This is a genomic window from Desulfitobacterium sp. LBE (assembly GCF_007830365.1).
GTDB lineage: Bacteria > Bacillota > Desulfitobacteriia > Desulfitobacteriales > Desulfitobacteriaceae > Desulfitobacterium > Desulfitobacterium hafniense.
Genome location: NZ_VLKD01000001.1, coordinates 5,185,220 through 5,204,232 on the forward strand (window position 1 = coordinate 5,185,220; position 19,013 = coordinate 5,204,232).

The following is a 19,013-nucleotide window of genomic DNA, read 5'->3' on the forward strand; positions in this document are numbered from 1 at the left end:
ATTTTGAGTATACGTGTTCATGAATTAGCCAAGGAATTAAATTTAAGCAGCAAAGAAGTGATGAGTCGCCTGGAAAGTATAGGTGTCGATGTAAAGAACCATTTGAGTGCCGTCGAAGATCAGGATGCCAATCGTCTTCGGACTCGAATTCAGAAACCGCAGGGTAAAGAACAAGCCGTAGAACCTAGGAAAAGCGTTCCGTCCCAGGAAAGCAAGAACTTAACGCAAGGGCCGGCTGAAGGGAATCGTGACAAATCTCAAGGTTTGCAAGTGGAAAGTTCCCGAGTAGAAGGAGAAGGACGTCCTCAAGGGCAGAGACCAATGGGAGATCGTCCTCAGGGGCAAAGACCGATGGGAGATCGTCCTCAGGGGCAAAGACCAATGGGAGATCGTCCTCAAGGGCAAAGACCCATGGGAGATCGTCCTCAAGGGCAGAGACCGATGGGAGATCGTCCTCAAGGGCAAAGACCAATGGGAGATCGTCCCCAAGGGCAGAGACCGATGGGAGACCGTCCCCAGGGACAAAGACCACCTCAGAGACCCCCTGCAACTCCTGGTACACCAGCTGTAGAGCAACCGCCTAAGCGTCAAATCGGTGAAAAGAAGAAGCCACAAGACCGGAATTTTGAACGCAAAAAAGAGATGGAAAAAGAGATACGCGCACCACGAGGCAACAGACGCAATGTGAAGGCAGCACCACGGGAGATTCGTGATACAGCCCCCAAGCATATCGTTATTCCGGAGAGCCTGACGGTTCAGGATTTGGCAGCCAAAATGAGTCGCAAATCCGGAGAAGTTATCAAGAAACTGATGGATATGGGTGTCATGGCCACCATCAATCAAGAGATTGATTCGGAAACTGCCGTCATTATTGCGGGAGAAATGGGAGTTACAGTGGAGGTTAAGATCGAAAAGCCCATCACTGTGATTGAAGAGATTGAGGACGATCCTGCTGAACTGCGGTCACGTCCACCCGTTGTCACTGTCATGGGGCATGTTGACCATGGTAAAACATCACTCCTTGATGCCATACGGACGACTAAAGTCACTGCATCGGAAGCAGGGGGTATCACTCAGCATATTGGTGCTTATCAGGTAGAGATCAATGGACAGAAGATTACCTTCCTTGATACCCCGGGCCATGAAGCGTTTACCGCTATGCGCGCTCGCGGGGCTCAAGTCACGGATATTGCCATTCTTGTGGTGGCTGCAGATGATGGTGTGATGCCCCAAACTGTTGAGGCGATCAACCATGCCAAAGCTGCCGATGTGCCGATCATTGTCGCCATCAACAAGATTGATAAAGAAGAGTCTAACCCGGATCGGGTTAAGCAGGAATTGACCGAGTATGGACTGGTGGTTGAAGAATGGGGAGGAGACACCATCGCGGTGCCTGTTTCAGCCAAAGCCCGCATGAATATTGAACAGCTCTTGGAGATGGTTCTGCTTGTCGCGGAAATCAAAGAGCTGAAGGCCAACCCCAATCGCAGTGCCACCGGAACAGTGATTGAAGCTGAATTGGATAAAGGAAAGGGACCTGTGGCGACAGTTCTCGTCTCTAAAGGAACCTTAAATGTTGGCGATATTATTCTCGCCGGATCCTCCTTTGGCCGCATTCGTGCCATGGTGGATGACAAAGGACGCCGTGTTAAAAAAGCCGGTCCTTCCACTCCTGTCGAGGTTCAGGGGCTCAATGAGGTTCCCAAAGCCGGTCAAGTCTTCAATGTTGTTGACGATGAGAAACATGCCCGCCAGATTGCCGAAGCACGTGCTAACGAGCGGAAGGCTGAAGAAGTGCGGCAGACGACTAAAGTCAGCTTAGAGGACCTTTTCGATCGGATTAAAGAAGGGGAAGTCAAAGAGCTGAATGTGATCATCAAGGCTGACGTTCAGGGCTCTATCGAGGCTCTGAAGCAATCACTGCTTCGTTTATCCACCAGTGAAGTCAGGGTCAACCCGATTCATGGAGGGGTTGGAGCCATTACAGAGACAGACATCATGCTTGCCGCGGCTTCCAATGCTATCATCATTGGCTTTAACGTCCGCCCCGACGCCAATACCAAAGCAACAGCAGAGCTGCAAGGAGTAGATATGCGCCTCTATCGGGTCATCTATGATGCGATTGAGGATGTTAAGGCTGCTATGACAGGTATGCTGGATCCTGATTTTAAAGAAGTGGTACAAGGCCGGGCTGAAGTTCGCCAAGTCTTTAAAGTTCCCAAAGTTGGAACTGTCGGCGGATCTTATGTGCTCAACGGCAAGATCACAAGGCACTCCAAAATCCGCGTCATTCGTGATGGCATAGTCATTCATGAAGGAGAGCTGGAATCCCTGAGACGTTTCAAGGACGATGCCAAAGAGGTTGTGGAAGGCTACGAATGCGGTATTGGAGTAGCAAACTTCAATGATATTAAAGAGGGAGACATTATAGAGGCCTTTATCATGGAAGAAGTGAAACGACAACTATAATTCACCCCTATGGAGGGAGACCACATGGCTAAACATCGTTCGAATAGGCTCGCCGAGACCCTAAAGCAAGAAATATCCCAGTTGATCCGGGAGGAACTCAAGGACCCCAGGATTGGCTTTGTGACGGTGACCAGTGTCGAAGTCGCCGATGACCTTGGCAATGCTAAAGTCTATGTCAGTGTTTTGGGTGACTCCCAGCAGGCTAAGGATTCATTGGATGCCTTAAAAAGGGCAGCGGGCTTCGTACGCAGCGAAATCGGCAAAAGGGTTCGCTTAAGGCATGCTCCTGAGATCGTGTTCAAGTACGATACTTCCATCGAGCATGGCGCTCATATCGCCCAATTGCTGCGGGGAGTAAAGCAGGAGGAAGAAAAAGACGAGGGCGAATCCCATGATCAATAGTGTAATAACTCAAATGGCAGAGGAATTAAGAAAAGCGTCAAAAGTGGCGCTTTTCTCCCATGTATCCCCGGACGGGGATTGCATAGGATCCATGCTGGGAATTGGCTTGGCATTAGAAGCTTTGGGGAAAGAAGTAGCGATGTTTAACCCCGATCCAATTCCGCGCAATTTAAGTTTTTTGCCCGGTGTAGACAAGATTACTCAATCAATGCCTGATCCTCTTCCTGAAACGTTGCTTTTTGTAGATTGCGCCGACTTGCAACGGGTCCAATTGCAAAGGGAGGATCTGCCCGCGGATGCTGTCATTCTGAATTTAGACCACCATATTTCCAATCAGAACTTTGGCAGGATTAATTGGGTGGATAGTCAGGCTGCAGCCAGCGGTGAGCTCGCTTATGCTTTAGTGCGCCGACTTAATGTGGAATTAACTCAGGAGATCGCTGCAAACTTCTATACAGCTTTATTGACGGATACCGGATCCTTTAAGTATGCCAATACCACTGCGAAGACTCATCAGATTGCCGGTGAACTCATGGAGACCGGAATCAGCTTAGGTGATATTCATCATTTCGTCTTTGATCAAACCCCTATGGTTAAGTTAGAGTTGCTGCGGCGGGGCTTAAATCAATTGCAGTTTTTTGCAGAGGGACAACTAGGGATGATGACCTTAAGGAAACAAGACTTTGAGGAAAGCGGTGCTGAGGAAAGTTTAAGCGAAGGGCTGATCGACCATGCCCGAACTGTAGAAGGGGTAGAGGTCGCCGTCTTACTTAAAGAAGTCAAACCTGATGTGGTGCGTGTAAGCCTGCGCTCCAATCGCTGGTTTGATGTCAACAGAATCGCCGATGGTTTTGGCGGTGGGGGACATCAACGGGCGGCAGGCTGCACCTTGCATCTTTCCCTGGAAGAAGCAAAGCAGAAGGTTCGGCAAATCATTGAGGAGGAGCTCAAGCTTGGACGGAGTCATTAATGTACTCAAACCCCCAGGGATGACTTCTTCTGATGTGGTCGTTCGCTTAAGAAGAATATTGAACACCCGGAAAATTGGGCATACGGGAACCTTGGATCCCGAGGTTACGGGGGTATTGCCGATTTGCGTCGGTAAAGCAACCCGCTTGGCTGAATATATCACCAATCAGGGAAAATCCTACCGTTGTGAGATGATTTTTGGCATAACGACAGACACCCAGGATGCTTCCGGAGAGATTCTCCACAAGGAGCCGGCTCAGGTGAGTGCTGAGGATTTTCAACGGCTCATTCCCCAGTATCTTGGTTCCATCCGGCAGATTCCACCTATGTTCTCGGCGGTAAAACATCAAGGGAAACGTCTTTATGAATTAGCCCGTCAGGGTCTGGAAGTGGAAAGAACATCCCGGGAAATACACATCGATCATTTGCAGCTTATGGAATGGATTGCAGGTGAATACCCTAAGGCGATTTTTGAAGTGGATTGTTCAAAGGGCACCTACATACGGACATTGTGCCATGATATGGGGCAGACTTTAGGGTGCGGGGCACATATGTCAGCGCTGATCCGCCTCCGTTCCGGACCCTTTCATATTCAGGAGAGTCTATCCCTGGAGACGATTCAAAACTTTATGGAGCAGGATGATTATTCATTCCTGATTCCTTACATCCAAGTATTGGACTTACCCCGGGTGTCCTTGTCTCCGCAAAGAGCGTTGGCCTTTCGCAATGGACTTTCGACAGCGAAAAGTCAAATTGAGGTCGGGGCTGAGATAGGTGAGGGGTGCGAAGTTCAAGTCTTTAGTGAGGGAAATTTTTTAGGTATAGGAATTTGGAGAGAGCAGGCCCTCTGTCCTTACAAAGTTTTTTAAGGATAAAAATAGAGTAGTACTGAGGGAAAGTTAGGTGGGGAACTATGCAAATCATCCAAGAATTACCGTCAGACCCTGGGCATCAGTGTGTATTGGCTTTAGGAAATTTTGACGGAGTGCATCTGGGACATCAACGCTTGCTTAAAAGCGGTTTGGAGCAAGCTGCTCAAAAAGGAGTGGATCTTGCCGTTCTTCTGTTTGAACCTCATCCCTTGAAGCTGCTTTTTCCGGAAAGGGTTCTAGGCTTCCTGACCACTCAAAAAGAGCAGATGAGGTTGTTTTCTGAAATCGGCGTCGATCGGGTTTATTTAGTACCCTTTACAAAGGAAATGGCTGATACGTCCCCTGAAGGGTTTGTCAGAGATATCCTTGTCAAACTCGGCGTCATTCATATTGTGGTTGGCTTCAACTACTCCTTTGGTGCCTTGGGAAAAGGGACTGCTGAAGACCTTCAGCGCTATGGCCAAGACTATGGCTTTGGAGTCAGTGTGCTCCAGCCCCAGACGTTTGAGGGCAAGGTCATCTCTTCGACAGCCGTCCGCAAGGCTTTGCTTAATGGGGATGCCGTCCAAGCCAAGAAGCTGTTGGGCCGGACCTATAAGCTGGTGGGAACTGTGGTTGAAGGAGAAAGGCGCGGCCATGACTTAGGGTATCCGACAGCAAACTTAAGGATCTATGAAGAGCTGATTATTCCCAAACGGGGAGTCTATGCCGTATGGGCCGAGATCGAAGGACGGCTTGTTCATGGTATGATGAATATTGGCATGAAGCCCACGTTTCATGAGGAATATGCCCTTACGGTAGAAATACACTTCTTTGATTTCAGCGGCGATCTTTATGGCATGGAATTAGCAATATGCTGTGAAGAGAAGATTCGTGATGAAAGAAAATTCAATGGTTTTGACGAGCTGAAGGGACAGCTGGAACGGGATGCCTTAAAGACGAAACAAGTACTGGAAGAAATCTTCGGAAACCCTGTTCAGGCCGTAAATGCTCATTAAATTCCTTTACAAATAGAATTTTTTTTAGTAAAATACATGAGAACCGCTCGCTCGGGCTTGCGTTCTCCGTCGCAATTCTGGGCAGCAGGCGATTTTTAGAATTAATGGAGGTAAATTACCATGATGACAGCCGAAAAGAAAAAAGAAATTATTGCGAAGTTCCAACAACACGAAGGAGATACCGGTTCTCCTGAAGTGCAGATTGCCTTGCTCACTGAGCGCATTACCTATTTAACTGAGCACTTCAAGACCCACAAGAAGGATCATCATTCCCGCCGTGGCCTTTTGAAGATGGTTGGACAACGCCGTGCTCTGCTCAACTATCTGAAAGATATGGACTTCAACCGCTATCGTAAGATTATTTCCGATCTCGGCTTACGCCGTTAATCCTGTTCGCACACTATAAAATGGAGAGAAAAGAGAGACAGACTATTCCTGTCTCTCTTTTTTATACGTATCAGGGAATAAAGCTTTTATTGGCGGATAGTAAGGGCAACTAAAGACGACCCTTTCGCCAGGACTCAGCGAAATCAGGTTTTCTTTATATAATTAGTTTTTTTAATCTAAATGCAGGAAATAATAACAATATGTCGAAGATGAATCAAGTTAAGAAGAAAATAGTTGGAGAGAATTTTAAGGAGGTTCCATTGTGACACAGGAAGTATTAGAACGTTCGATCCAGGTCGGCGGCAGGACGATGACCTTCCAAACCGGGAAAATAGGTAAGCAAGCGGGCGGTGCCATTTTCTGCCGGTATGGGGATACCGTTGTTTCAGCATTTGCTACTGGAAGTGCTCAACCAAGGGAAGGTATTGACTTTTTTCCGTTGACCGTTGAATTTGAAGAGAGACTCTATGCCGCCGGGAAAATTCCGGGAGGCTTTATTAAGCGGGAGGGGCGCCCCAGTGAGAAGGCGATTCTGTCTGCCCGCCTCATCGACCGGCCGATTCGGCCTCTATTCCCCGAAGGCTATCGCAATGATGTACAAGTCGTTGCTCAGGTAATGTCGGTCGATCAGGATTGTGCCTCCGACATTACCGGTATTAACGCAGCCTCGGCAGCCTTGACGATTTCCAATGTTCCCTTCGAAGGACCGGTAGCTGCTGTGACCGTGGGTTTAATCGGGGATGAATTTATTATTAACCCCACCGTTGAACAGTCCGAAAAAAGCGTCATGCATCTTACCGTCGCCGGTACAAAGGATGCGGTAATGATGGTGGAAGCCGGTGCCCAAGAGGTACCGGAAGCTCAAATGCTGGAAGCCATTATGTTTGGTCACCGTGAGATTCAACGTATTGCTGAGTTTATCGAGAACTATCGCCTCGAAGCTCTGGAAAGAAATTTAGCCAAACCCAAACAAGAAGTTGTGATGAAGCAGATGCCGGAAGAGATCGTCCAGGCGGTCAAAGCATTTGCCTATGATAAAATGGATCAGGCAGTTCGCACCGAAGAAAAGAAAGCAAGGGAAGAAGCCATCCGGCAAGTGAAGGAAGAGGCCTTGGCTCATTTCGCGGAGCAATACCCTGAAGACCTGAAAACCATTGATAAGATTCTGGAAGATTTCGTACATAAGATTGTGCGGCGTTTGATTACTGTAGAGCATATTCGTCCCGATGGACGTGCTTTAGACGAAATCCGTCCCATCAGTGTCGAAGTCGGAATCTTACCCAGAACTCATGGTACCGGTCTGTTTACCCGGGGGCAAACTCAGGTACTCACGGTGGCCACTCTGGGAGCCGTTGGTGATGAACAGATTCTTGACGGGTTAGGCCTTGAAGAGTCCAAGCGCTACATGCACCACTATAATTTCCCGCCTTACAGTGTAGGGGAAACCCGTCCTATGCGCGGACCGGGTCGTCGGGAAATTGGCCACGGAGCTCTGGCTGAACGGGCCCTTCTCCCTGTTATCCCTAATGAAAACGATTTCCCCTATACCATTCGTCTGGTCTCGGAGGTTCTTGAATCCAATGGTTCCAGCTCGATGGCCTCAGTGTGCGGCAGCACTCTTTCCTTGATGGATGCCGGAGTGCCTGTTAAATCTCCTGTGGCCGGAATAGCTATGGGCTTGATCAGCGAGGAGAATCATATCGCCATTCTTTCCGACATTCAAGGAATGGAAGATCATGATGGAGATATGGATTTCAAAGTGGCAGGAACCAGTCAAGGTGTGACAGCCTTGCAGATGGATATAAAAATCAAAGGGGTATCCCGGGAAATCCTGGAAAGAGCCCTTACTCAAGCGAAAGAAGGACGCCTGTTTATTCTTGATAAAATGCTCTCTGTGATTGAAAAACCACGACCGGAGCTTTCACCCTTTGCGCCGAGAATTATTACGGCATCCATTCACCCGGATAAGATCCGTGAGGTGATTGGACCTGGCGGTAAGACCATTAAGAAGATCATTGATGAAACCGGTGTCAAGATCGATATCGAAGATGATGGCCGGGTCTTTATATCCGCAGTGGATGGAGAAGCCGGGGAGAACGCCCTTAAGATCATCCAAGCCCTTACCCAAGAGGTGGAAGTAGGCCGTATTTATAATGGCCGGGTAACCCGGATTATGGACTTCGGAGCCTTTGTAGAAGTTATTCCCGGTGTGCTGGGATTAAGCGGCAAAGAAGGGCTGGTTCATATTTCCCAACTGGCCCACGGACGGGTTGAGAAAGTAGAAGATGTGGTGAAACTGGGAGACGAAATCCTGGTTAAAGCGACAGGCATCGATAAGCAAGGGCGCTTGAACCTTTCCCGGAAAGAGGCACTTCCCAACCCCAACCCTAATCCCAATGGAAGCACAGCCAATAAAAATCCCAGGAATAGTTAAAGAAGAATAGCCTCAATTATTCTGCATTCGTCCCCCCTTGCATACATCTAAATGGAAGGGGGTAGACGAATGTATGTTTTTAAAATTCCATTTAAGACCTTAAAGCTTTTCGGACTTATTCTCGTATTAGCTGTCGGCTTATTGATAGAACAGAGAGTGGTGGGGATCGTGGCAAACCTCCCCACCCCTATAGACCAAGTCAAGACCGAGAAGAAAGTCATGGCTTTAACCATTAATGTGGATTGGGGCGGAGAGTTTGTGCCCGGGATTCTGGAGGCTTTAGATAAGTATCATGCCAAAGCAACCTTCTTCCTTACGGGACGCTGGGCTAAAAATAATCCGGAAATGGTGAAAGAGCTCCAGGCCCGCGGCCACGCCATCGAAAATCATGGCTATTCCCATCCCCATCCTGACCAAATATCCGTCAGTGCCAATCAAGAAGAAATTCTGAAGACAGAAGCGATCATTCAGGAGATCACTGGAACCAAGACCAAGTATTATGCACCGCCTTATGGCGAAAAGGGAGCCTCAGGGCTTAAAGCGGCTGAAAATCTTGGCTATACCACCATTCTTTGGACCCTGGATACGGTGGATTGGCGTCCGGAAAGTACGCCGGAAATTATTACCAAGCGCATTGTGGATCCTGCCGTACGGTTTGGCATTAAGCCCACCCGAGAAGGAGCTATTGTGTTAATGCATCCCAAAGAGAACACAGTGAAAGCTTTGCCCAATATTTTAAGCCAACTGACCAAGGAAGGATTCCAATTCATTACTGTAAATGAACTGATAACATTGGAAGGAGTCGGAGATACTACCTCATAGACTTTAATGTGAGGTGGTAGAATGTTCAAGCAAAAATGGACGCAAGCCGGGGTTTGCGTTCTTATTTCACTATCTTTAAGTGCTGCTCCCGTGTATGCGCAAACCACGGACACCAATCAAGGATTAATACCGACATCCTCGTTAGCTATTACTGCCGATGCGGCGGTACTGATGGATGGGGCAACAGGAGATATACTTTATGACAAAAACGCTCATAAGCAAAGACCGCCAGCCAGCACTACCAAGATTTTAACGGCAATTCTTGGGCTGGAATTGGGAAAACCCGACGAGCTCGTCGTGGTAAGCGAAAAAGCGGCAGCTGTCGGTGAATCCACCATTCACCTGGACCCAGGGGAAAAGATTCTGCTCTATGAACTGGTTACAGGGGCCATGGTCAAATCAGGAAATGATGCCTGTGTAGCTATTGCAGAACAAATAGCGGGTACTGAAGAGGATTTTGTCCGATTAATGAACCAAAAAGCGTTCCTGCTCGGAGCGAAAAATACCCATTTTGAAAACACCAACGGCTTGCCCAGCAAAAACCATGTCTCGACAGCCTATGATTTGGCTTTAATGGCTCGTTACGGACTGCAGATCCCGGCATTTACTTCGATTACGCGCTTAAAAGAAACGGAAATTCATTTTATTGAACCCGATTTTTTCATGAACTTAAGAAATACCAATAAACTGCTTTGGAATTACCCTTATACTGATGGAGTTAAGACAGGGACAACCACTGCCGCCGGAAAATGTTTGGTTGCAGCGGCGACGAAAGATGGCCGGCAGCTGATTGCTGTTGTCCTCCATGCTCCCGACCGTTTCGGGGATGCGCAAAAGCTCTTGGAATGGGGCTTTAACGAAACAGAAACACTGAATTATGTACAAGCGGGAGAAACTATTGAGTTTCCTGCTGAAAATTCAGAGCCGATTAAAGCCTTTGCCCAAAATCCGATTCAGATCAGTATCTTAAAGACGGATAAAGAAAAACTTGAAAAGAAAATTGTTTGGACAAGAGAGCCAGGTCTCCCCATTAAGGCCGGTGATAGTTTAGGAGCATATGAGGTATGGCTGAACGGAGAAAAATTAGGCAGCACACCACTTTATGCGGAAAGTTCGGTCAAGCCAAAAGGGAGATTAAGCAATCTCTTAGAGGGGAAGTGAAAGGTATGTATCAAAAAACCGTTTTACCTAACGGAGTTCGTATCATTACGGAGGAAATAGATTATGTACGCTCAGTAGCTGTAGGGATATGGGTAGGAGCGGGTTCCCGGGACGAGAGGGAAGGGTATGAAGGTATATCTCATTTTATAGAGCACATGTTTTTTAAAGGAACAAAAAACCGTACTGCCCGTGATATCGCTGAATCTTTGGAAGCTGTGGGGGGGCAGCTCAATGCCTTTACCACAAAGGAATATACCTGTTACTATGCCAAAGTGCTGGACGAGGACATGGATTTGGCCATGGATGTGCTCAATGATATGTTTTTTGAGTCTCTCTTTGATGAAAACGAAATAGAAAAAGAAAAGAAAGTCGTCATCGAAGAGATAAAAATGTATGAGGATTCTCCTGATGAATTGATTCATGACTTGTTTTCCGATCATGTCTGGAATGACCATCCTTTGGGCAGACCCATTTTAGGGACAGAGGAGAGTGTTAAAGGACTAAGCCGCGAGAAGATTCTTACCTTTATGGATCATCACTATGCTCCTGATAATCTGGTCATTGCCGTGGCGGGCAAAATCAAGCATGACGAGGTCCTGAAGAAGCTTGCTCCTCTTTACGGGGAATTCAAACGGGGAGGAAGAAGAATTCTGGAAGAGACTCCTAAGGGTCAGCAGGTGCAGGAAATGATCCTGAAGGATACTGAACAAATGCATCTCATTCTGGGAGTTCCCGGTTTAGGGCAGGAAGATGAGGATATTTACCCCATGCATATCCTCAATAATATCTTAGGGGGAGGCTTAAGTTCCCGTTTATTCCAAGAAATCAGGGAACAGCGGGGAATGGCGTACACTGTGTTTTCCTATCATTCCACCTATGTGGATACCGGTTTGTTTGCTATTTATGCAGGAACCACCCCCTCAAATTCTCAGGAAGTGGTAGAATGCGTTCTCGCCGAGATTTTAGATATTAAGAAGAATGGCATATCCCAATCCGAGCTGCAACGGACTAAGTCTCAGATTAAGGGCGGACTTTATCTGGGGTTAGAATCAGCAAGCAGCAGGATGAGCCGTTTAGGCAAGACGGAATTGACCTATAATCGGGTGATCTCTCCCGAAGAAGTGGTTGAAAAGCTGGAACGTGTTACCGTTGAGGATACGAAGCGAGTCATCAACCGCCTGTGGAAGCGGGATAAAATAAGTCTCCTCATGTTAGGGCCGGCGGGGAATGAAGTGGATATGGACGCGCTATTTGAGAAGATAGGCTGGGATGAAGAGTAGGAGAGGAGCGGAAATTGAATTCAATTAAAGTAAAGATAGCTTATGTCAGGAAAGACAAGGCTCCCAAGCTTCCCCAATACGCCACACCGGGAGCAGCCGGTGTGGACTTACAAGCTTCTCTGGATCAGGAGCTGACCATCGAGCCGGGGCAGATCGTTAAAATTCCTACCGGACTGGCCATAGAGCTGCCCCATGCAGGGGTCGGAGCCTTTGTCTTTGCCCGCAGTGGTCTGGCCTCCAAGTATGGTCTGGCTTTAGCCAACGGAGTGGGGGTTATCGATTCAGATTATCGGGGTGAAATTCTGGTGGCAGTCATCAACCAGGGTTCGGAACCTTTTGTTGTAAAAGACGGGGATCGGATTGCGCAAATGGTTTTTCTGCCCGTATTTATTGGTGAGTTTTACCTGGCAGACCAATTGGATGAGACCGGCCGGGGTTGCGGCGGCTTTGGTTCGACAGGTGTTTCCTAAGTTGTTGAGTGTAAAAAGTTCTAGGGTGCATGAACTTGTCATACACATCCCATAGAGGAGGTATGGCCATGCAAGCCCTAGGACTTTTTTTACTTGCCGCTGGAATCCTGGCATCCCTTCGCTCCAGGCGCTATCTGCTTATGTGGCGAACAGATACAAAACCCAGTCTGTTATCGGCAGCTATAACCCAGCTCGTAGGTACTGCGGGGGGAATCTATCTCTCCCTGGAGCTATTATTTTCTTTCTTAAAAATTCCGGAGAATTGGTGGAATCCATCAACATTCATTGTCGAGCCACTTGCTGTCATCTCCCTGGCCCTGGCCATTGTGCAGCCTTTTGCGGTTCAGTTGTGGCTGAAAATTAAAAAATAAGGAGGAGTCATGATGCTTCTTAGCGACTTAGCGGGTAAAGAAATTATCAATTTATTTGACGGAGCAAAATTGGGACTGGTGGGAGATGCAGATTTAGCTATTTCGGCAAGTGGAGCGATTGAAGCCATTATCCTTACTTCCCGCTCCGGCTTTTCAGGGCTTTGGGGAAATAACGAAAGAGATAGAGATATTCTGGTGATTCCCTGGGAAGCTATTAAAAAGGTAGGTTCGGAAGTCATTATTGTGGATATGAGTGGTAGAACAGAGCGCATTAATAAAGGAAGCTTACTGTAGATAGAGCGGCCTCTATCTACAGTTTAGCTGACTTATCCTCTGTGGGGGTAAATATTCTGTTTGACATGAATACGTTAATTAACTAAAATAGTAAAAAAGGTTCAACAACCCCGAAATGCCTTGGCAGCGGGGTTGTTAGTGTAGCGAGGGTTATAGATGAAGAAAATTCGTGTTTTTGTTTCTGGAGCCGGAGGAAAAATGGGCAGGGAAGTAGTTCGCACTATCCTCGACCAGGAAGATATGCAGCTGGTTGGTGCTTCAGATGCACGTCAGCAAGGCAGGGATATAGGAGAGCTTCTGGCCATGGCTCCCTTAGGGATTGAGATAACCGGCCCTCTGGAAGTGGCGCACCTTAAAGAGACCCGGGCAGATATTATGGTGGATTTTACCAATCCTCAATCTGTACTGAAAAATGCCAAATGTGCTTTGGCGGCCGGAGTCGTTCCAGTCTTAGGGACCACGGGCTTAGATGAAGCCGATATTTCGGAAATCCGGGATCTTGTGGATCAAACGAAAGTGGGGGCTTTTATTGCCCCGAATTTTGCCATAGGCGCCATACTCATGATGCGCTTTGCTCAGGAGGCTGCAAAGTATTTCCCTCATGTGGAGATTATTGAGCTGCATCATGACCAAAAGCTGGATGCACCTTCCGGAACGGCTCTCAAAACCGTAGAGTGGATATCAGAAGTAAGAAAACCCCTGGTGCAGGGTCATCCTAATGAGTACGAAAAAATCAAGGGCTCACGGGGCGGTGATGTGGACGGAATTCATATTCATTCTGTTCGCTTGCCCGGATTTATAGCTCATCAGGAAGTCATTTTCGGCGGCCTCGGACAAGCTTTGACGATCCGGCATGATGCCCTTTCCCGGGAAACCTATATGCCTGGGATTATGCTGGCCGTCCGCAAAGCAAGCCAACTCTCAAATTTGGTAATAGGACTAGAGAATTTCCTCGAATAGGAATCCTCATCGGGGAACCGCATTCTATCTTTCCTCATATACTGGATAGTAGTCATGGGACACAGTCTCAAAGGGGGCTTCAAGATGAGTGCGGGTCTAACTGGAATTCGAGTAGCTGTAATTGGAGGGGATGACCGAGAGATTTATATGATTCCGGAGCTTCAAAAGCTAGGGGCCTACATAGTCGGGGTCGGATTTGAAAAAGCAGCTCCAATCCAAGGGGTGACACTCCTTTCTTCACCGCTGGAAGCGGTGGAGAAGGCAGATGTTCTGCTTTTTCCAATGTACGGTACCGATGAACGTGGGGATGTCAAAGCCAAGTATTCCGAGACGCCGATTGTGCTGAATAAGGAACTGTTAAAAGCTGTTTCGCCTAAGGTGCCGCTTTTTATCGGGTGGGCTCGTCCCGCCTTAAAATCAGCTGCAGAAATGCTGGGAATCCAGATTGTCGAAACGGCTAACCTTGATCAACTTGCTATTCTCAACTCGATCCCTTCAGCGGAAGGAGCTATCCAAATGGCCATGGAGGCCTCCCCCATCACTATCCACGGCAGTGAGAGCTTTGTGCTTGGCCTGGGGCGATGTGGCTGGACTCTTGCCCGGACCTTAAAAGGGATGGGGGCTCATGTTACCGGAGTAGCCCGTAAACCGGCGGATCTGGCCAGGGCCTTGGAAATGGGCCTGGAGGCGGTTCATTTTGCTGATCTGGATGAAAAGATTGGGAAGGCGGAACTTATTTTCAATACAGTTCCTCACCTGATTCTGGACAAAGTCATGTTGGAACAGGTGAATCATGAGGCTGTCATTATCGACATTGCTTCACTTCCCGGCGGCACGGATTTTGAATACGCCAAGGCTAAAGGCATCAAAGCAATGCTTGCCCCAGGTCTACCCGGTAAGGTTGCACCCAAAGCAGCAGGGAAAATTCTTGCTCAAGTCTACCCGCAACTTATTCTTCGCCACCTGACCACAAAGAATGCCTCTTTAAAGTTTTGAAGTGGAGGTGACGAAGGCATGAAACTTGACGGGTTAAAGATTGGTTTTGCTGTAACGGGCTCACATTGCACCTTGCATGAAATCACTGAGGTCATGCGTAAGATGGTTGAAGAAGGAGCGGATTTAACGCCCATTATCTCTTATGCCGTAGATACCATGGACACACGATTTGGTAAAGCAGAAGACTGGAAGAAAAAATTCGAAGAAATAACCCAGAAAAAGGTTATTCAGACTATCCCGGATGCTGAACCCATCGGGCCGCAGAAGAAATTTGACTGCCTGCTCATTGCGCCCTGTACAGGCAATACACTGGCAAAGCTGGCCAATGGTATTACCGACACTCCGGTGCTGATGGCGGCCAAAGCCCATCTTCGTAATCAGCGGCCTTTGGTGATAGCCGTCTCAACCAATGATGGCCTGGGATTGAACGCGCGGAATATCGGGACGCTTTTATGTACAAAAAATATATTTCTCGTTCCATTCGGGCAGGATAGCCCGGCTACCAAAGCGAATTCTTTAGTAGCCCATATGGATAAAATTCCGGATACAATTCTCATGGCTTATGAGGGAAAACAAATTCAGCCCATACTGGTTGATTATCACTAATAAACTCAAACTGATCAGTTAGGTGGATATGGTGCTGTGCTTTCAGGCTTAGCACCATATTCCTAGTATTTTATCAGTGGATTAAGGAGGAACATTTATGCCGAATGTTGCAATTGTTGGAGCTACAGGTGCGGTTGGACAAGAGTTCTTAAAGATTCTTGTGGAAAGGAATTTTCCTGTGGAGGAATTACGCTTATTAGCGACAAAACGCTCCGCAGGCAAAAAGATCCTTTGGCAAGGCAGGGAAATTGAGGTTCAAGAAACTACCCATGATAGTTTTAAAGGTATCGATATAGCATTATTTGCCGGAGGATCATCCAGTACAGAATTCGCTCCTTCCGCGGTTAAAAGCGGGGCTGTAGTGATTGATAACAGCAGTGCTTATCGTCTTGATCCTGAGGTCCCCCTGGTCGTACCTGAAGTCAACCCGGAAGATGTAAAATGGCATAAGGGGATCATCGCTAATCCTAACTGTTCAACGATTATTATGGCAGTCGCCTTGAAACCTATCTTTGATCTGGCAGGGATTAAAAGGGTGGTTGTGTCAACCTATCAGGCCGTTTCCGGAGCAGGACGTGAAGGGATCGAAGAATTGGAAGATCAGGTTCGCAATTGGGTGCAAGGGGAAGAAGTGAAGAGTCAGACATTCCCTTATCAAATTGCTTTTAACTTGATTCCCAGAATTGATGTATTCCAAGAAGGAGATTACACCAAAGAAGAGTGGAAGATGGTTAAGGAGACTCAGAAGATTTTTCATGTGGATACTATGCCGATTACGGCAACCACAGTCCGGGTTCCTGTGTTAAGAAGCCATTCCGAATCTATTAACATAGAAACAGAGCGGAGTGTCGGCTTGGATGAGGTCAAGGCAGCTTTCCAAAAGGCTCCGGGAGTTATCGTTGAGGATAATCCGGCAGAAGATCGTTATCCCATGCCTTGGTTTACTTCAGACACCGATGAAGTCTATGTAGGCCGTATCCGTAAAGATTTTTCCATTGAAAATGGGATCAATCTCTGGGTTGTGGGTGACCAAATTCGTAAGGGAGCCGCCACCAATACGATACAGATTGCCGAACTCTTATTATAGTCTGATTATGAGCACTGTAGAGAAGAGTGTTCATAGCAGGGTCCATATTAAAATGTTAAAAACACAAGCATACAGCCTCTGGATCAGAGAATAGAATAATTGAATAATAATGTGAGGCGACAGGAGGAGTTCAGGTGCGTGTTTTGGTCCAAAAGTTTGGGGGAACTTCAGTATCCAGTGCTGAACGTCGGGCCCAGGTTGCCGCAAAAGTCTCTGAAGCAGTGCGGGAAGGGTATTCACCTGTTGTTGTAGTTTCCGCCATTGGACGCAGTGGGGATCCCTATGCGACAGATACCTTTATCAATCTGGTCAACGGCATTACCCTTGAATCACCCAAGCGGGAAATGGATCTTTTGATGAGCTGCGGGGAAATCATCTCCGGTGTGGTTTTGACCAGCACCCTAAAGAGCATGGGGCTTGAGGCAATCCTGTTAACAGGTGGTCAAGCAGGAATTATAACCAATGATTGTTATGGAGATGCCCGCATCATTCGCGTAGAGCCGAAAGGGATCCTTGATCATCTAAGTGAGGGAAGAGTTGTCGTCGTTACCGGCTTTCAAGGAGTTACCGAAGATGGCCAGGTCACCACATTAGGTCGCGGGGGAAGCGATACTACAGCTTCAGCTCTTGGTGTTGCATTAAATGCCGAGGTCATCGATATCTATACTGATGTGGAAGGAATTATGACTGCCGATCCGCGTATTGTTGAGGATGCCCGTATCTTAGATGTGGTAACCTATAATGAGATATGTCATTTGGCCCATCAGGGAGCCAAAGTGATTCATCCCCGTGCGGTGGAAATTGCTATGCAGCGCAATATTCCCATTTGGATCAAATGTACATTTTCCGATGCCCGAGGAACTTTAGTAACAAGTATACAGCCCGACATGGGAGCGGGAACAGATATTACGGGAGACCGAACGATTACGGGGATTGCCCACACGCCCAATGTGACCCAGATTCAAGTACCTACCCATGATGTAGCCGATGTGCTGCAAGTCGATAAACAGATCTTTAAGGGAATGGCTTTAGCAGATATTAGTGTCGACTTTATAAGTGTGCAGCCGGAGAGTGTGCTTTACACCGTACCTGATGAAATAGCGGAAAAAGCAATGAAGATTCTCGATAATTTAGGATTTAAGCCTACAGCGGTCCCTGGATGTGCCAAAGTCTCCATCGTTGGAGCGGGTATCGCAGGAGTTCCCGGTGTGATGGCCAATATGGTGGAGGCCTTATCCGATGCGGGTGTCCGTATCTTGCAGTCAGCAGACTCTCACACAACTATATGGGTACTTGTCAATAAAGAGGATATGGTTCCGGCAGTGCAAGCACTCCACAAGAAGTTTCTGTTGGGTGCCTGTTAAAAACAAGCAAATGAGGAGTTGAGAGAGATATGGCTTTGAATAGGATTATGACGGCAATGGTCACACCCTTTAATGACAAAATGGAAGTGAATTACCCGGAAGCCGAGAAGTTAGCTAATTATCTCATCGAGCATGGTAATGATGGAATCGTTGTTTGCGGTACCACCGGTGAATCTCCCACAGTATCAGCCGAAGAAAAGATTGAACTTTTCAGAACGGTCAAGAAGGCTGTAGGCAGCAAAGCAACGGTAATAGCCGGAATTGGCTCCAATACCACCGACGGTAGTATTAATTTAGCGCGCCAAGCGGAGAAAACCGGAGTAGATGGGCTCATGGCTGTGGTCCCCTACTACAATAAGCCTTCACAAGAAGGATTGTATCAGCATTTTCGGGCTATCGCTGAAGCAATATCCCTGCCTTTGATGGTGTACAATATTCCGGGAAGAACATCCATTAATCTTCTTCCGGAAACGGTTCTGCGGCTAAGTGAAATTCCCAACATAACCTCCATTAAAGAAGCAGCCGGCTCCATGGATCAAGTCAGCGAAATGAGACGTATTTTGCCGGAAGATTTCCTGATTTATAGCGGTGACGATTCTTTAACCTTGCCCATGCTGGCTTTAGGCTGTGATGGCATCATCAGTGTAGCGGCTCATGTGGTCGGTGATGAAATCAAACAATTGGTTGATGCCTGGTTTAACGGCGATCCGCAGACTGCCCTGCAATGGCACCTAAAGCTCATGCCCATGTTCAAAGGAGTGTTTGTGACCACCAATCCGGTTCCTGTTAAATACCTTTTAAAGAAAGCAGGCATCAATGCAGGAGGGGTAAAACTCCCCTTAGTCTGTGCGGCCCCGGAGGAAGAAGCTTTCTTGGATGATCTCTACCAAAAGATCAAAGGGTAGAAACGGTAAAGCAAACTTCATTGATAAAACCTGCAGGTAATTATTGAAAGGCAGAGATTCAATTTTTTTAGATTGAATTTCTGCTTTTTCTATCTCTTGTCTTTCCTTACATAAAGAGTTATAATAGATTGACTGTATTGTGCGGTAAGTTTCATATTTGTTTGCG

Annotated in this window: 19 protein-coding genes; all 19 read left to right on the forward strand. The window is 47.4% G+C overall.

Going from position 1 to position 19,013, the window contains the following annotated elements; translation table 11 throughout:
- Nucleotides 1-3: 3 nt before the first annotated feature.
- On the forward strand, nt 4-2,469 hold the full coding sequence (gene infB, locus DESLBE_RS24555) for a translation initiation factor IF-2 (protein WP_144678451.1): 2,466 nt from the start codon (nt 4-6) through the stop codon (nt 2,467-2,469).
- A gap of 24 nt (nt 2,470-2,493) precedes the next feature.
- A complete protein-coding gene (rbfA, locus tag DESLBE_RS24560; RefSeq protein WP_011460392.1) occupies nt 2,494-2,871 on the forward strand; it encodes a 30S ribosome-binding factor RbfA in 378 nt (125 codons plus the stop codon).
- Nucleotides 2,861-3,841, forward strand: coding sequence for a bifunctional oligoribonuclease/PAP phosphatase NrnA (locus tag DESLBE_RS24565; protein WP_005808862.1), 981 nt, complete (start codon nt 2,861-2,863; stop codon nt 3,839-3,841). Before rbfA ends, DESLBE_RS24565 begins: the two co-directional genes overlap by 11 nt.
- Nucleotides 3,825-4,709 carry a tRNA pseudouridine(55) synthase TruB gene (truB, locus tag DESLBE_RS24570; RefSeq protein ID WP_015944714.1) on the forward strand — a complete coding sequence of 295 codons (885 nt, stop codon included), beginning with the start codon at nt 3,825-3,827 and terminating at the stop codon, nt 4,707-4,709. The genes DESLBE_RS24565 and truB overlap by 17 nt, the downstream gene beginning before the upstream one ends.
- A 44-nt stretch (nt 4,710-4,753) precedes the next feature.
- Nucleotides 4,754-5,710: a bifunctional riboflavin kinase/FAD synthetase gene (locus tag DESLBE_RS24575; RefSeq protein WP_005808857.1), complete on the forward strand. Its 957-nt coding sequence runs from the start codon at nt 4,754-4,756 to the stop codon at nt 5,708-5,710.
- A gap of 120 nt (nt 5,711-5,830) precedes the next feature.
- The gene (gene rpsO, locus DESLBE_RS24580; RefSeq protein WP_005808855.1) at nt 5,831-6,097 is read left to right on the forward strand and encodes a 30S ribosomal protein S15; all 267 of its coding nucleotides are present in this window, start codon (nt 5,831-5,833) and stop codon (nt 6,095-6,097) included.
- A 262-nt stretch (nt 6,098-6,359) separates the two neighbouring features.
- Nucleotides 6,360-8,531, forward strand: a complete 2,172-nt coding sequence (locus tag DESLBE_RS24585; protein ID WP_015944712.1) for a polyribonucleotide nucleotidyltransferase — start codon at nt 6,360-6,362, stop codon at nt 8,529-8,531.
- A gap of 69 nt (nt 8,532-8,600) precedes the next feature.
- Nucleotides 8,601-9,353, forward strand: a complete 753-nt coding sequence (locus DESLBE_RS24590; protein WP_015944711.1) for a polysaccharide deacetylase family protein — start codon at nt 8,601-8,603, stop codon at nt 9,351-9,353.
- 21 nt (nt 9,354-9,374) lie between these two features.
- Nucleotides 9,375-10,514: a D-alanyl-D-alanine carboxypeptidase family protein gene (locus DESLBE_RS24595; RefSeq protein WP_015944710.1), complete on the forward strand. Its 1,140-nt coding sequence runs from the start codon at nt 9,375-9,377 to the stop codon at nt 10,512-10,514.
- A 5-nt stretch (nt 10,515-10,519) separates the two neighbouring features.
- Nucleotides 10,520-11,794, forward strand: coding sequence for a pitrilysin family protein (locus tag DESLBE_RS24600; RefSeq protein ID WP_144678452.1), 1,275 nt, complete (start codon nt 10,520-10,522; stop codon nt 11,792-11,794).
- A 14-nt stretch (nt 11,795-11,808) separates the two neighbouring features.
- Nucleotides 11,809-12,264, forward strand: coding sequence for a dUTP diphosphatase (dut, locus tag DESLBE_RS24605; RefSeq protein ID WP_005808844.1), 456 nt, complete (start codon nt 11,809-11,811; stop codon nt 12,262-12,264).
- A 68-nt stretch (nt 12,265-12,332) separates the two neighbouring features.
- Nucleotides 12,333-12,635 (forward strand): hypothetical protein, encoded by a 303-nt coding sequence (locus tag DESLBE_RS24610; RefSeq protein ID WP_015944708.1) that lies wholly within the window; start codon nt 12,333-12,335, stop codon nt 12,633-12,635.
- Between the two features lie 12 nt (nt 12,636-12,647).
- Nucleotides 12,648-12,929, forward strand: coding sequence for a YlmC/YmxH family sporulation protein (locus DESLBE_RS24615; protein WP_015944707.1), 282 nt, complete (start codon nt 12,648-12,650; stop codon nt 12,927-12,929).
- Between the two features lie 156 nt (nt 12,930-13,085).
- Nucleotides 13,086-13,889 carry a 4-hydroxy-tetrahydrodipicolinate reductase gene (gene dapB, locus DESLBE_RS24620; RefSeq protein ID WP_005808837.1) on the forward strand — a complete coding sequence of 268 codons (804 nt, stop codon included), beginning with the start codon at nt 13,086-13,088 and terminating at the stop codon, nt 13,887-13,889.
- Between the two features lie 84 nt (nt 13,890-13,973).
- Nucleotides 13,974-14,885 carry a dipicolinate synthase subunit DpsA gene (dpsA, locus tag DESLBE_RS24625; protein WP_011460385.1) on the forward strand — a complete coding sequence of 304 codons (912 nt, stop codon included), beginning with the start codon at nt 13,974-13,976 and terminating at the stop codon, nt 14,883-14,885.
- Nucleotides 14,886-14,903: 18 nt separating this feature from the next.
- Nucleotides 14,904-15,491, forward strand: a complete 588-nt coding sequence (locus DESLBE_RS24630) for a dipicolinate synthase subunit B (protein WP_005808831.1) — start codon at nt 14,904-14,906, stop codon at nt 15,489-15,491.
- Between the two features lie 97 nt (nt 15,492-15,588).
- On the forward strand, nt 15,589-16,578 hold the full coding sequence (locus DESLBE_RS24635; protein WP_005808829.1) for an aspartate-semialdehyde dehydrogenase: 990 nt from the start codon (nt 15,589-15,591) through the stop codon (nt 16,576-16,578).
- A gap of 134 nt (nt 16,579-16,712) precedes the next feature.
- Nucleotides 16,713-17,942: an aspartate kinase gene (gene dapG / locus DESLBE_RS24640; RefSeq protein WP_144678453.1), complete on the forward strand. Its 1,230-nt coding sequence runs from the start codon at nt 16,713-16,715 to the stop codon at nt 17,940-17,942.
- 29 nt (nt 17,943-17,971) lie between these two features.
- The gene (dapA, locus tag DESLBE_RS24645) at nt 17,972-18,847 is read left to right on the forward strand and encodes a 4-hydroxy-tetrahydrodipicolinate synthase (protein WP_005808823.1); all 876 of its coding nucleotides are present in this window, start codon (nt 17,972-17,974) and stop codon (nt 18,845-18,847) included.
- Nucleotides 18,848-19,013: the final 166 nt, after the last annotated feature.